Origin of the sequence: Hoeflea sp. EC-HK425, assembly GCF_902498795.1 — a bacterium.
GTDB lineage: Bacteria > Pseudomonadota > Alphaproteobacteria > Rhizobiales > Rhizobiaceae > Hoeflea > Hoeflea alexandrii.
Genome location: NZ_LR701572.1, coordinates 3,707,144 through 3,720,003 on the forward strand (window position 1 = coordinate 3,707,144; position 12,860 = coordinate 3,720,003).

The window sequence follows — 12,860 nt, forward strand, 5'->3', positions numbered from 1 at the left end:
CGTTGATCACCGATTGCGGTATGGTCATACTGCTGCGGCTGCAGGACCCTGCGGGCTATTCTTCCCGCGACCACCCATAAAGGCGCGCGGGATTTTCCCACATGATCTGATCGACAAGTGCGTCCGAGCCGACGGCATCAATGAACCGCTCCAGCAGTCCCGAATAAGACAGCGAACGCCAGGCAACGACCGCATCGGGACCCCTGTGTTCATCGTGGGGAGGCGGATGCGGCCAGTCGCTGCCCCAGACACAGCGGTCCGGGCAGATGTCGAGAAAGGCATCGAGCCATTCGCGGTCAGGCTCGATGCTCAGGGGGTGATCCGGATGCCGGTAGGGCGAGGAAAGCTTCATCCACAGGTGCTCGTCCCTCATCAGATCAAACAGAATGCGTGCTTCGGCATCATCGGGGCGGGCCCTTCCGAACAACCCGTAGTGATCGATGACGCAGGCGACGGGCAGGCCTGCGATCGCGTCGGAGCGCGCCGCGAGCACCGGCAAGGGTGCGATGATCTCGACATGAAACCCGTGCCGCCTGGCGATCGATGCCACCGCCTCGAGATCGTCGCTGCCTTCTCCGACATTCATCGCAGCCGGGCTGTAGAGATTGACGCGTAGCCCCGAGACGCCCCGGGACCGCCAGTCTTCAAGTTGCTCGTCTGAGATGCCGGCGGCAGATGTGGCCACACCGCTGCCGCGACCTTCCAGCCTGTCAAGCGCATCGAGCAGAACACTGTTGTCAGTGCCGTAGAAGCTTGGCTGGGTGATCACGAAATGATCAATGCCATGCGGTCTTCCGTTCTCGACAAGGGTTTGCAGCGGCGCCGGTTCGGCAAGAAAGGTACGCCCGGGGGTCTGGGCGCACTCCGATACCGGGGCAACTACGTGAACGTGGCTGTCACAGCGCATGAAAGGCTTACCGGTTCATGCGGATCACTGGTTGCCCGAGGAAATCTCGATCAACCGGTTCATTGCGTCCTGACCGACAAGTTCGCTTCCAAACTCATCCCACACCGGCTGCATCTTTTCCTTCCACTGGGCCAGTTGTTCCGGCGTCAGTTCGTGGATCGTCTTGCCCGCATCCCGGATCTTGGCATAGGCGGCCTCGTTCTCCTTGGCGGCGTTTTCCCAGTTAAAGGCATTGGCCACTTCCAGGGCTTCCTGGACGGAAGCGCGATCCGCGTCGGAGAGGCCATCCCACCAGGTCTTGTTGGCGCCGACAATGTAGAACGCGTACTGGTAGCCGATACGGGTCATCTGGTCGATCACCTCCACCATGCCCGCACTGTCAAGCGACATCGGCGTGGGTTCAACCGCATCGATGACGCCCTGCTGCAGGGCAGAAGCCACCTCGCCCCAGGCCATGCTGATGACATTCGCACCAACCGCCTTGAATGCCTCGATATCCGAGGGCACCGACTGAACCCGTATCTTAACACCCTTCATGTCTTCGGGCGTGAGGATCGGCTTGCTTCCGCGATAGCTCAGCTCACGCTGCCCCGACAGCCAGATCGCGACCGGCTCGATGTTCTTCTTGCGCAATTCCGGTACGAAGGCCTCGCGCACGACCGGGTCGTTCCACGCTGTATTGACCATTTCGCTGGAGGTCAGCAGGAATGGCAGCGTGAGAGCGTTGAGACCGGCCGCCAGTGGCGAATAGATGCCGGATGTCGGGGCAACGAACGTCGCTGAACCGAGCTGAAGGCCCTGGATCTGTGTCTTCTGGTCGAGCAGTGCGCCGGAGTGGAACACATCCACCGCGGCCGTGTCACCGAGCCGCTCCTTGAGTTCCTTTGCCAGAACTTCGAAGGTCTGGCCTTTCAGGTTCAGCGCGCTGGTATCATTGGACAGGATGATCCTGTCGGCAGCGTTGGCTTGATGAACACCGACCAGCATGGCGGCGCTGCACATGATCGATAGCAACAGTTTTCTCATGGTATCTCCTCCTTCAATTGATCTCTACTTGCCGAACACCAGCTCGGGCAGAAACAGTGAGAGTTGCGGTATGAACGTCACCAGCATCAGCACGCAGATGGTCACGGCCATCCAGGGCAGAGCGCCTCTGAAAACCTCAAGGACCGGCCTGCCGGAAACGCCTGACGCCACGAAAAGGTTGAGGCCGACCGGCGGTGTGACGAGGCCAAGCTCGATGTTGACGATGACGATGATGCCGAAATGCACAGGATTGACGCCCATCGCCACGGCCGTGGGAAAGAGTACGGGCACGAACATCAGAATGGTCGGCACACCTTCGAGAAAGAATCCGACGATCAGGAACAGCACATTGACCAGCAGCAGGAACTGCCATTGCTCGAGGCCAAGGTCCACGATCATCCGTGTCACGGCTGCAGGGACGCCAATCTTGGTGATGAAGAAGGCGAACAGAAGCGCGTTGGTGGTGATGAAGAAGATCATGCCGACCGACGGCGCGGTATCGGCGATCGTGCGGAACAGGTCGCGCGGCGAGAGTTCGCGATAGACAAACATGCCGATGACAATCGCCAGCAACATGGCCATGACGGCAGCTTCGGTGGGCGTGAAGATGGCTCCGCCGTCGCTCGCGATCGGTCCGAACTCGAAGGCCGGCAAACCGTAGATCCCGATGAAGATCATCACCGGCAGCATCAGGGCTGGCAGGGCGCTGCGGGTCACTCTGGCACGCTCCGTCCAGGGCATCCGGCTGTGGCGGGGAGCGTCGGAGTGCCGGGCCAGAAGCGCCGCCATAAACACCATGCCCAGCGCATATATCACGCCCGGGATGACACCGGCGAGAAACAGCCGGGTGACTGAGGTCTCGGTGACGAAGCCGTAGATAATCAACGGGATCGATGGCGGGATCAGGATGCCGATCGAACCGGCGGTGGCCAGGGCCCCAAGCGCATAGCGGCTTGTGTAACCGTCCCGGATAAGCGCCGGGTACATGATACGTCCGACGCCTGCGACCGTCGCCGGGCTCGATCCGGAAATCGCGGCAAAGAACACACAGCTCAGGACCGTGGTAATGCCGAGTCCCCCGGTGAAATGACCGACGAAGGCGTTTGCGAAGGCGATCAGGCGGCGAACCAGCCCGCCTGTGTCCATCAGCGCACTCGCGAGGAAGAAGAATGGCACCGCCATCAAGGAGAAATGATCGAGGTTGGCAAATGCCTTCTGCCCGATGATCGCAAGCGGGATCGGATCGAGCAGCAATGATGTGACGACCACGGATCCGCCAAGCGCAACGGCAACCGGCGCCCCGATGGCAATGAGCAGGAAAAACGCGACGACAAGAAGGAGAATGGTCACGATGCACCTTCCTCATGGGAAGGCTTGCTCTGCACTCCGATGATCAGCCGGATGATATAGCGCAACGCAAATAGGCACATCATCGTGGGCATGATCGAATAGACGATCCAGTCTTTTATCCCGGTCTCGGGCGACGCCGTATCCATCATCCTGGCAAATCCGACAAAAAGCCATCCGCACCATGCCAAAAACACGCAGAGGCCGAGTGATGCCAGAACCGCCGTGACATTCATGATGGCTGCGACCGGTTGCGGGGCAATGGAGGGAAGAATGTCGACGCTGATGTGACGGTCTTCACGGACAGCTCTCACCCCCGCCGTCAACATGGCGGTGATGGTGACGAGCACGAACGCGGCTTCGTTCCACTCATATCCAGTATTGAAGACGTAGCGCAGAGTGACCTGCATCACCCCGAGTGCAAGTGCGGCCAGTGAAAGAACGACGATCAATCCGTCTTCGATCCCTGCCAGGGCGACATCCAGATACTTTGCTGCTGATACCAAACTCATCTAGCCGTCTCCGTGCGAATGAGAATGACCGTAAAGCTCTGGTCGGAATGAAACCATATCCACTTAATTATATAGGATATTTGTATAAAAGTGCGCGATGCCCTCTCGCGTGATTCTGATGTTCCCCCGCCAAAGTGTACCGTATGAAGCTGGAATTTTTCGTTTGTGATCACTGCCGGGACAGAAGTAGAGCTCCATGAAGGCGTCTAAGTTCTGATAAACTGAGACCGGTAACGTCACTGGGAATAGGCGGTACGCAAGAGGGGCGGTTTTGCTTTGGATAGCGGTACCACGTTCGCTGCAGCTGTCTAAAAGGTTCCCGCAATCGATCTCGAAGGTCGCCATTTGCCTCTGCAGTTTAAGCCTGCATGAGCATAGTCACACCGTGCAACGACCACCGCATCTGCTGCTTTTCACCATCCGCTTACCGACCAGGGAATTCACTGCCGACTCAGCGCGGGTCGTGGCAACGCGGAGCCCAGCTCGGTGGCGCTCTCCGTAGTCGACAATCGCACCCTGGATCGAGCTGATACAAATCAGGAATTGAACGCCGAGGCTGTGCAGCCGTGCGATCGAGAACTCGTTTATTTATATAAGGGAATAGCCGAGACCCGCTGATTCACTATTTCATTGCGCATCAACCGCCGAGAGGATTTCAGGTTATGGCGCATAGCGCGAGGAGCTACCTCGCCAGCGGAAGCGGAGCTTCCGCGCCAGCGACGCTGGCTGAACATATTACTTGGTAATTTGGGTGATTTGGTTGCGGGGGCAGGATTTGAACCTGCGACCTTCAGGTTATGAGCCCATTGTACGGCTACCTTCCTCAACACACGCCAATTATTTAAAATAAATAATTCAATGGTTTAATCAGGAACAATGTGTTGGACGGTATTGACCAGCGTTGTGTTTTGTCGGATATTTGTGCCCCTAAAGTGCCCCTAAGGCGGATTTTTCAGCCCTTCAGGTTGAAATGTCCCGATGGTCCAGGGGCATGAGGTGGAGGCGGCAGTGGCAACAATTGAGAAGCGCGAACGCAAAGACGGAACGGTGTATCTGGTGGATATTCGGCTTGCGGGATATCCACGACAGAAGAAGACCTTCCGGCGTCTGACGGATGCCAAACTCTGGGCATCGCGCACAGAAGCCGAGATCCGAGATGGTTCTCATCGGCCTATCAATGCAGCGGCGAAGCGTAAGACATTTTCAGACGTTTTAGATCGCTATGAGCGTGATACCCTTCCCCACCTCGCCAAAAGCACTCAGCGCGCCGCTCAGACCTATCTGAGATATTGGCGGGAAGCCCTTGGCCGTTTCGCGCTGTCTTATATCACGCCTGACCTGATCGCCGATGAAATGCGAAAGCTGTCTGAAACCCCGGATCAGCGTATCAAGGGGAAGGAAGCCCGGCCGAAGAGCCGCAAGACGCTGAAGCATTACCGGGACACATTGGAGGTTGCGCTGAAGAGCGCCCAGAACTGGGGTTGGCTCGGGAGCAACCCCATGAGCGGGGTCGATCGGGTGACGCGCATCCGCAATGAGCGGGACCGCTATCTTGCGGATGATGAGCGCGCGTCCCTCCTCCATGAATGCCGCATCAGTCCCAACACGCAGCTTTATCCGATTGTGATTTTCGCGCTGTCAACGGGCGCACGCAAAGGCGAGATCCTTGGGTTAAGCCTAGCAGACGTCAATCTGGCGCGTGGGGTTGCCATTCTGCGGGATACGAAGAACGGGGAAACGCGGTCGGTGCCGATTGTCGGACATTTGCGGGATATCCTCGCTGACCACATCGCGTGGGTGAATGAGCGTTACGATGAAATCGCGCCAGAAACGGACGTGAGATGGCTTTTCCCGCGCCGTGACCTCCTAGCTCCAGTAGATATCAGAAAAGCATGGGAGAACGCGCTCACGGCCTCTGGCGTGCAAAATTTCCGCTTCCATGACCTGAGGCATTCCACTGCCAGCTATTTGGCGATGCAGGGGGCAAGCCTCCTGGAGATTGCCGACATGCTGGGCCACAAGACCCTTCAGATGGTGCGCCGGTACGCGCATCTGTCAGAGGGTCACAAGTCAAAGCTGGCCGAGAGGATTGACCGGCAGATTATGACCTAGGGGGGCAGGATTTCCTCATCGCAGTTCGCGTTGTTCGGAAGAACCGTATTCCGCGAATCTGTTCCATAAATAGGGCGTAAGGGGATCTCACGCCCTGTTTATGCGACGTCATCTGATGGCTTTTCGGGAAAGAGGCCTGGCATCCACTCATGTGCAAGCTTGGCTGGGAATGACATTTTCAACGGGGCTTTCGGCCCGTCGGATTCGATCACATCCATATCCAGGAGTGCGCTGGTAATTCGTCGCGCTTGCCTTTCTGTGAGCCCGACAAGCCCAGGCACATCACCGCGCGGCAATTCTCCTCGGTACAGAATAGCTTCCAGAACGAGCCTTGCTTTTGCGGGAAGCTCACCCTCCTTGGTTTTCTTCTCTGCCCATTGTGCAATGCGTTTACGCAAGGCTTCAGGCTCTACGAGGGTGCGCATGAAGTTGACTTGATCCAGACAAGTTTTCAGGAAGAACGCTGTGAATGCTATCAATGCCTCTTCGCTCAGCGTCCCGCGCCCATCGAGGTCGTTGCGCTTTGGCAAGTCGCAGTTAGCCAAGTGAATTTTGTATTCTTTTTCATTGCGCGCCAATCCGCGTGCAACGGACCAGATACCGCCGGTATCGAGCGTTTCGAGAAGCATGGCATGAGACATCAAGCGTGCAACACGACCATTTCCGTCAAGAAACGGGTGTATCCAGAGCAGACGGTGATGGGCAGCAGCCATGGCGATGATCGAGGCAGTTCGGCTCAATTTGTCATAAGCCTGTTCGAAACGCGCCAGAAAGCGTGGCACGTCATCGGGATGGATAGCGATATGTCGGCCGACTTGGACGTGGCGTTTTCTCAATTCGCCTGGCACGACGGGAAATCGCTCGCCAGTCTTGGGGTCTTCAACGAAAAGAAGGGATTCGGGGAGTTCTTCGCAAAATAGTCGGTGCATCTCACAAAGAAATTCCGGTTGCGCTACCCGCCCACGTCCAGCGCCGTTGTCAATCCATCGCTGGACAATGATATGGGCTTTTGCTTCGAGCTGAAGATCGCGCTTTTCAGGATCTGTGCTGTAGTCGTTGTTAAGCGCGCGTTCAATATCGATGGGATGAGTGTTGTGACCTTCAATGAGGTTGCTGTAATAGCAATTCATGGAGCGGACGAGTCCGGCTAGCGCGGATACGATGCTTGACGGAAGTTGGGCGCGAAAGGCCGCTGAGGCTGATGCGAGTTCCACAGCAAGATCGGCGAGATCTTCGCGCCGACGACTCCCCTCAGACACCAGCATGGGCTCCATGAGCCCAGTGCTGGAACCTGCCGGGTTAATGTCCGCTTGTTTGTCCGCATTCTCAATTGTCATAAGTGTCTTTATATCATAAATAATTTCATTTTCCGAGTGAATTCATGACCGGTTAAATGTCCGCTTGCATGTCCGCTTCCCGAACATGCGTTATCCTTGCAATTTTAAAATCAGACTTTAAATTTGCAAGGATACCAGCGGACCGCTCCAAGCTTCTCAGGTGCCTTATAAGGCACTTTTGATGCGATCCAGGAGCATCAAGAGCGCATCCTCTCCCGTCTCGCAGTTCTGCGCCATCGCATAGTCCCAGAACTTCTCCTTGGTCCCTGGGGATACGCTGATATTGAGCTGTGTTGTGCGGGCTGTCTTTCGGAGGCTGCGCGCATCAATGACTTTTTTCTCGGGCGCGGGAGCCCCCTGCCCTTGTCGGGCGGTGAATCCGCTTTCAGCCGCGACTTTTTCGGCTTCTTTCAGATCAGGTTTTGCGCGCACGATTTTAGGTTGGAAGTCGGCCAGATTGCTCAGCGGATCTGCCGCCGGAGCGAATGTCTTGGGTCGTTCGCGGGTCATGCGGCGGCCTCCTCTTTGGTGTTCTCGCTCAGAACCGAGAGAACCGCCCGTCCGAAGGCTTCGGCGTTCTCGATGGCGGCTTCAGGCCTGGAGACTTCCTCGGGGGTCAGATCGTAGAGTGTCCCGCCAAGCTGCATGATGGCGCGGAAGGCAGCGCGTTCGGTGAGTTCAACCGGCAAAACGGGAATATCTGCCGTAGCCAGATCCTTTTGGATGTGGGCCAGATCACGGGACCGGATGGCCGCACTGGTGCGGGTAAAAAACACCGCGTAAGGGATGTCACGGCGAAAAGCCTTTTCCTCGCGGCGTATCAGGTCAATAACCCGACAGGACTGGTCGGCGTCCAGCTGGCTGCCCTGCATCGGCACAAGCACGATGTCGGCGCGGCCGATGGCGTAGGAGACGGCCATGTTGGCGCTCCCCTCCAAGTCCACAATTACGAAGGCATGTTTTTCGACGGCGTCATCAATGGCGTCGACAATAGAGTGCTCGGACACCCCTGCGATCAGCGCGAGGTTTGCGGGCACGCGGGCCGGGTCACGGTTTTTCCAGGCCGCGAGGGGTTGGTTGGGGTCGGCGTCGATCAAGGCGACACTGGCACCCCGCTTGGCAAGCACCTGTGCGAGCACAACGGCGGATGTGGATTTTCCGACACCACCTTTAGAGTTTGCGAATACGATAATTGGCATGAGTTTCTTCCTCCTGCCTTTATTGCACCGCACATCTGCCTCGCATAGCAAGCGTAAGCGATGACTGACACATACCTAGCCGACAGATAGCCGCTAGCTAGGTGATATATTTGCAATAGATAGCGGCTTGGTAGTGGCGAGTTAGTCCCTAGGCAGTCCCTAGTTAGGGGCTAGGTTGCGCCTAGCTATTCAATAGGTATCGCATAGGTAGGCGCTAGGGCGCGCCACTCGGCAGCGGGGCCGTGGTGCCGCAGAGAGAGTATCACCGATCGGGTATTATTGGGTATAATTGGGTATGGTTTTGGCTATGTTGAGCTTACCGGCGCGTGCGACACGGCATGAATCGGCCGATCCCGATACACGGATTTGCCTATGAAGGCGCTAGGTAGCGCCTAGGCAATTCATAGGGCAAACAGATCCGGCTGTTTGCCAAGCAGCGCGTCAAGCACGTGCAGATGGGCAAGCCCATTGTAGATGTGCGCGTATTTCAAGCTCATCGCGGTGTGAACGTCATCGCAGCTATGGCCAGGTGACGTGGTTGCCTGCTCATGCCGATAGGAACGGAGCGCGCGGGCGACGACGCGGTAGCGACGGATATCCCGGTACAACTCGGCGCGCACATCATCCCGCAAGGTGCGAAGCTTCTCACTGCGGCGTGGCTCGGGAAGGGCTTCCAGAGTGTCGATACGCTCAGCCATGTAGCCGCGATAGCCGGACTGGATGACGGCATCCCGGATTTCCTTGAGGCGCGGAATTCGCCCACCGAGATAGTAGTACCAAGGGTGGCCGGCCTGATAGCCGCCATGTGTGAGGGGTGTTGTCTTGTTCATGATTCTCTCCTTCATTTGGCGCAAAATGCGCTGTTTCGCGGGAAAGACCTGAAACCTTGAAGGGCATGGCGCACCGGCAGGCGCAACGCATGTGGAGAGGCCAAAGGGGTGCTTTTCTGGAACGGATGCAACAGCAATCCCAGTGTTCGCGAGGAAGCCGCAGGCGGGGAGAAAAGCAACACGTGGCCTTGCAGCACCATGGCCGGTCAAGGTTTCCTATCCCGTCATAAGAAACAGCGCGTTTCAAATGACAGGGGAGAGGACTACGGGGACACAAACGCGCCCGTCACGCATGGATGCGTAGAGACGCCTTGGTATTGATCAAGTGAAAAGAGTGCGGCACAATCGCGACGTTTTGTATCTTTCTTTCTTCCAATTGAAAGGGATGCAGGCATATGGCTGCAAACTATGGAGAACTGCGTACTGTCGAGCAACTTGTAGATGAGACACCTTGGATGACCAAGGATATGCTTCGTTGGTATCTTTTTCACAGAGATGCCAATGGGCTGAATAAGGCGGTGTTCAAAATCTCACGCAAGATTTTGATTGATCGTCTTGAATTTGCGAGGTGGGTGGATAGCCACCGTGTTGTCCCAACCCAACATTAAAAGCGAGTTGCAGGGACCGTGTGCAGCCTAAAAAAGGGACAGCCTCACCAGCAATGGTGAGGCTGTTTCAATATTGAATATATTACCATTTAAAAAATTTGCGAAACCCATCGCCGAGCATGATGCTATTTGAAATAGGATAAGAAATAGAAACAAATTGAGCACCTTTCACAATTCCTACTGTATTCGTTATCCAGATTGCACCTCCTAGAAGTAATGCAAAACCTTGAAAAAATTTGTCCTTGACCTCAGGAAACGCCGCATTACTAATGAATTGACGTTCTGCAAAGCATATTTTTTCATTAAATTCTCTCACTGCGTCAAAACAAGCGCCAGGTTCAAATTTTTCTGAAATCAGTTGCTCACGAATTGAGACGGAATAACTGATTATATGATCCGTAAGATGCGTATTGATACCAGCCTGCAGTAAGATCTCACGCTCCTGCGAAAGAGCATCCAGAAAATTCGATGCGTCTCCTAGAATTTTGTTTACGTCGCCAGAAGCTCGAGAATCGAAGAAAAGGTGTTCAAAATCACCATTACTCATATGAAAAGAAAATACCCTGCACATATTACCTAATAATAATCCTAGTTTTTCCTTGCTATCAACTCTTTTATACAAAATATCAGAATAGAAATTGTTAATCTCATTAGCAAGAAGAAGTATTCTTTGCTCTCTTTCTTTATCCATGATATTGTATCCTTGCTATCAATCTGTTTTTTCTTTTCAGACGTACTGGAGCTTTTTCATGCTATGGATAGCTTTATCACTCCTTCTTGGCATACTTTATCCGGGAATAACTACAATTCAAATAGTTTTAGGTTTTGTCCCATTCGTGGCTTTAGCCATCTGGAAGTCATCGCAGTCAGCATATTTTGATATGAATAACTGTGCTCATTGGTTCATTGCCTCAGCAACACCCTTTACAATCGCCATCTTGTTGAAAACAAATAGCGAAATAGTTTGGCTCATACCTCTAGCATTTCTGGGATCAATTCCATCAATTTTGTATGTCATTCGAAAAAGGTTGATTTGGTAATTCACAGTTCAGAAAATTTCGCCCCATCTTTCCGACATGCAATAGAAACATGTGTATGAGCAGGTCGTATTATGCCTAATCGAGTAACACCCCCGCCATTGGCGGGGGTGTTTTGTTCGCATAAGACTTCAGGCCGCCTATTGCAGCCCTTTGAGGTAATCAACTGCCTTGGACGCTGCGCTGGACGCCTTGAAGATGGCGCGCTTGTCTTCGCGCAGGAGCTCCAGCCAGTGATCGATATAAGCGGCATGGTCGGCACGCGGCTCAAGGGTGACGCCCAGCTCCGCGCATAGGAACGCTGCACCGATTTCGGCCACAAGTTCTTCGCGGGCGTAGTCCGCTTTCCTGGAGCCGATAGGCTTGATCCGCTCCAGGCGTTTGGCGTGACCCGTCCAGTGTGTCAGCTCATGGAGCAATGTGCTGTACCAGCTTTCGGTCGCGCTGCTCGTTGCGCTGCCGGTGAAGAGCGCCTTGTCGGGCATCTCGATATGATCGGACAGAAGGCTGTAACAGGCGCGCTCGCCCCCGATGCGGATGTCTGCGCCGGTCGCCTGAACGAAGCGCTCAACCGCTTGGAGGGTTTCGATCGGCTGGGCCGGGGGAGTCTCGGTGATGACCGGCTCATAGCCGTCAACCTGAGCGGCATTGAAGACGTAGGATGCACGAGCTGCAAAGCGGCGATTGTCGGCCGGATCTTCATTGTCGGATGCGTCTTTCGCTTCATACTCCTTGTAGAAGATGACGAGGGATGACTTTTCGCCCTTGCGGACCTGACAGCCCTGGTTCTGCCACTGACGGTAGGTGCCCCAGGTGCCATCGGTGAAGCCTTGGCCTTGGGCGGAGGCCCAAAGGGAGATGATGTTGATGCCGCGATAGGCATTGCCGGTATCGATGTTCACGGGGCACATGTGGGTTGAGCCTGTTTGATGCCAGGGCATCTGGAAGGTGCCGGCGCCTTTCTCGATGGCGGCAATGATGGTGTTGGTCACTTGAGTGTAGACATCTGCTTTTTTCTGTTTGTCGGTCATGGTTCTCTCCTTTCAATGTGCGCGTTGCGCGTTGTTCGACGGGGTCTGGAGAGAGCGACCCGGCGGCGAGCACACCGAACGGCGAGACTGAAAGTCGAGAGGGGAGACGTTTGTCTTTCTGGAACGGATTGCCGTGGCAATCCCAGTGTTCGCGAGGAAGCGTCAGCGGGGAGAAAAACGGACGACGAGCCTTGTGCGACGGGCTGCTGAGTCGCTTAGACACCGCGTATCAAGAACAACGGATCAACGCGCTGGAAGGGTCAGAGAACCTGAGTGTCGGAAAACGCAGATTCCAAAGTGACGATCATCATGCCTTGTCGAGGGCGCGGGCAAGTGTGCGCGGGTGAACACCAAACAGGTCTGCCAGCGTGCCCAGGTCATCACCACGCTCCGCCAATGCCTCACGGGCATACTCAATCTGCTTCTGGGTCAAAGCCCGCGGCCTGCCGATGGAGGTACCGGCACGCCGCGCAGCGGCCATACCAGCTTTGGTGCGGTCGCTGATAAGGGCACGCTCGAATTCTGCAAGAGCACCCATGATGTGAAAGACGAGCCGTCCGCCGGATGAGGCGGTATCGATGGCTTCATTCAGGGACTGAAAATGTGCGCCTTTGGCGGCAATCAGGTTGACCGTATCAATGAGATGGACCAGGGACCTTCCTAGCCTATCCAGTCGCCAGACAACGAGCGTATCGTTCTTGGCCAAGGCGGCTAAGGCTTCATCAAGCCCCGATCGGTGCATGGCGCTGCCCGAGACGCCATGATCCTCGAATATCCGCTCACAGCCAGCTTGGCGCAGGGCATTGCGTTGCAAATCAAGGCTCTGCTCCGCCGTGGATACACGGGCGTAACCAACACGCATTCTGGGTCTTTCTTTGGTGGTTTTAGGCATGAAAGTTCGCGGAAAACTGGCG

General features: G+C 55.5%; 13 protein-coding genes. 2 read left to right on the forward strand and 11 right to left on the reverse strand.

All coding sequences use genetic code 11. The features are described 5' to 3' along the window. Positions 1 to 55 precede the first annotated feature (55 nt). Genes SPHINGO391_RS20430 through SPHINGO391_RS20445 form a run of 4 tightly spaced genes read right to left on the reverse strand, consistent with a single transcriptional unit; the run spans position 56 to position 3,792 of the window. Positions 56 to 907: an amidohydrolase family protein gene (locus tag SPHINGO391_RS20430; protein WP_152010569.1), complete on the reverse strand. Its 852-nt coding sequence runs from the start codon at positions 905 to 907 to the stop codon at positions 56 to 58. 24 nt (positions 908 to 931) lie between these two features. Next, a complete protein-coding gene (locus SPHINGO391_RS20435; protein WP_152010570.1) occupies positions 932 to 1,933 on the reverse strand; it encodes a TRAP transporter substrate-binding protein in 1,002 nt (333 codons plus the stop codon). A gap of 24 nt (positions 1,934 to 1,957) precedes the next feature. Next, the gene (locus SPHINGO391_RS20440; protein WP_193217360.1) at positions 1,958 to 3,283 is read right to left on the reverse strand and encodes a TRAP transporter large permease; all 1,326 of its coding nucleotides are present in this window, start codon (positions 3,281 to 3,283) and stop codon (positions 1,958 to 1,960) included. Continuing rightward, complete coding sequence (locus SPHINGO391_RS20445) at positions 3,280 to 3,792, reverse strand: TRAP transporter small permease subunit (protein ID WP_152010572.1); 513 nt, start codon at positions 3,790 to 3,792, stop codon at positions 3,280 to 3,282. Before SPHINGO391_RS20445 ends, SPHINGO391_RS20440 begins: the two co-directional genes overlap by 4 nt. Before the next feature lie 1,008 nt (positions 3,793 to 4,800). On the opposite strand from SPHINGO391_RS20445, the gene SPHINGO391_RS20450 reads away from it, so the two are divergent. Continuing rightward, entirely contained in the window at positions 4,801 to 5,904 is a 1,104-nt protein-coding gene (locus SPHINGO391_RS20450; protein WP_152010573.1) for a site-specific integrase, read from the forward strand. Between the two features lie 98 nt (positions 5,905 to 6,002). Here the strand turns inward: SPHINGO391_RS20450 and SPHINGO391_RS20455 are convergent, their stop codons facing one another. The 4 genes from SPHINGO391_RS20455 to SPHINGO391_RS20470 all read right to left on the reverse strand — a co-directional run bounded on the left by SPHINGO391_RS20455 (position 6,003) and on the right by SPHINGO391_RS20470 (position 9,270). Beyond that, positions 6,003 to 7,241 (reverse strand): Fic family protein, encoded by a 1,239-nt coding sequence (locus tag SPHINGO391_RS20455; protein ID WP_152010574.1) that lies wholly within the window; start codon positions 7,239 to 7,241, stop codon positions 6,003 to 6,005. A 165-nt stretch (positions 7,242 to 7,406) separates the two neighbouring features. Continuing rightward, positions 7,407 to 7,751, reverse strand: a complete 345-nt coding sequence (locus SPHINGO391_RS20460; RefSeq protein ID WP_152010575.1) for a hypothetical protein — start codon at positions 7,749 to 7,751, stop codon at positions 7,407 to 7,409. After that, the gene (locus tag SPHINGO391_RS20465) at positions 7,748 to 8,440 is read right to left on the reverse strand and encodes a ParA family protein (protein ID WP_152010576.1); all 693 of its coding nucleotides are present in this window, start codon (positions 8,438 to 8,440) and stop codon (positions 7,748 to 7,750) included. Before SPHINGO391_RS20465 ends, SPHINGO391_RS20460 begins: the two co-directional genes overlap by 4 nt. A 401-nt stretch (positions 8,441 to 8,841) precedes the next feature. Then, positions 8,842 to 9,270: a hypothetical protein gene (locus SPHINGO391_RS20470; RefSeq protein ID WP_152010577.1), complete on the reverse strand. Its 429-nt coding sequence runs from the start codon at positions 9,268 to 9,270 to the stop codon at positions 8,842 to 8,844. A 395-nt stretch (positions 9,271 to 9,665) separates the two neighbouring features. Between SPHINGO391_RS20470 and SPHINGO391_RS20475 the strand changes: the two genes are divergently transcribed. After that, positions 9,666 to 9,878, forward strand: coding sequence for a DNA-binding protein (locus SPHINGO391_RS20475; protein ID WP_152010578.1), 213 nt, complete (start codon positions 9,666 to 9,668; stop codon positions 9,876 to 9,878). Positions 9,879 to 9,960: 82 nt separating this feature from the next. Here SPHINGO391_RS20475 and SPHINGO391_RS20480 read toward each other — a convergent pair whose 3' ends face one another. The 3 genes from SPHINGO391_RS20480 to SPHINGO391_RS20490 form a co-directional block, all read right to left on the reverse strand. Then, positions 9,961 to 10,569 carry a hypothetical protein gene (locus SPHINGO391_RS20480; protein ID WP_152010579.1) on the reverse strand — a complete coding sequence of 203 codons (609 nt, stop codon included), beginning with the start codon at positions 10,567 to 10,569 and terminating at the stop codon, positions 9,961 to 9,963. A gap of 486 nt (positions 10,570 to 11,055) precedes the next feature. Next, on the reverse strand, positions 11,056 to 11,946 hold the full coding sequence (locus tag SPHINGO391_RS20485) for a zincin-like metallopeptidase domain-containing protein (RefSeq protein WP_152010580.1): 891 nt from the start codon (positions 11,944 to 11,946) through the stop codon (positions 11,056 to 11,058). 307 nt (positions 11,947 to 12,253) lie between these two features. Further along, a complete protein-coding gene (locus tag SPHINGO391_RS20490; RefSeq protein WP_244615285.1) occupies positions 12,254 to 12,838 on the reverse strand; it encodes a recombinase family protein in 585 nt (194 codons plus the stop codon). Positions 12,839 to 12,860 lie beyond the last annotated feature (22 nt).

What these genes read in the sequence shown, in the direction of transcription:
- SPHINGO391_RS20475 (WP_152010578.1), top strand. Translation starts at nt 9,666, where the DNA reads ATGGCTGCAAACTATGGAGAACTGCGTACTGTCGAGCAACTTGTAGAT.
- SPHINGO391_RS20460 (WP_152010575.1), bottom strand. Translation starts at nt 7,751, where the DNA reads ATGACCCGCGAACGACCCAAGACATTCGCTCCGGCGGCAGATCCGCTG.
- SPHINGO391_RS20455 (WP_152010574.1), bottom strand. Translation starts at nt 7,241, where the DNA reads ATGACAATTGAGAATGCGGACAAACAAGCGGACATTAACCCGGCAGGT.
- SPHINGO391_RS20445 (WP_152010572.1), bottom strand. Translation starts at nt 3,792, where the DNA reads ATGAGTTTGGTATCAGCAGCAAAGTATCTGGATGTCGCCCTGGCAGGG.
- SPHINGO391_RS20435 (WP_152010570.1), bottom strand. Translation starts at nt 1,933, where the DNA reads ATGAGAAAACTGTTGCTATCGATCATGTGCAGCGCCGCCATGCTGGTC.
- SPHINGO391_RS20470 (WP_152010577.1), bottom strand. Translation starts at nt 9,270, where the DNA reads ATGAACAAGACAACACCCCTCACACATGGCGGCTATCAGGCCGGCCAC.
- SPHINGO391_RS20465 (WP_152010576.1), bottom strand. Translation starts at nt 8,440, where the DNA reads ATGCCAATTATCGTATTCGCAAACTCTAAAGGTGGTGTCGGAAAATCC.
- SPHINGO391_RS20480 (WP_152010579.1), bottom strand. Translation starts at nt 10,569, where the DNA reads ATGGATAAAGAAAGAGAGCAAAGAATACTTCTTCTTGCTAATGAGATT.
- SPHINGO391_RS20485 (WP_152010580.1), bottom strand. Translation starts at nt 11,946, where the DNA reads ATGACCGACAAACAGAAAAAAGCAGATGTCTACACTCAAGTGACCAAC.
- SPHINGO391_RS20430 (WP_152010569.1), bottom strand. Translation starts at nt 907, where the DNA reads ATGCGCTGTGACAGCCACGTTCACGTAGTTGCCCCGGTATCGGAGTGC.
- SPHINGO391_RS20490 (WP_244615285.1), bottom strand. Translation starts at nt 12,838, where the DNA reads ATGCCTAAAACCACCAAAGAAAGACCCAGAATGCGTGTTGGTTACGCC.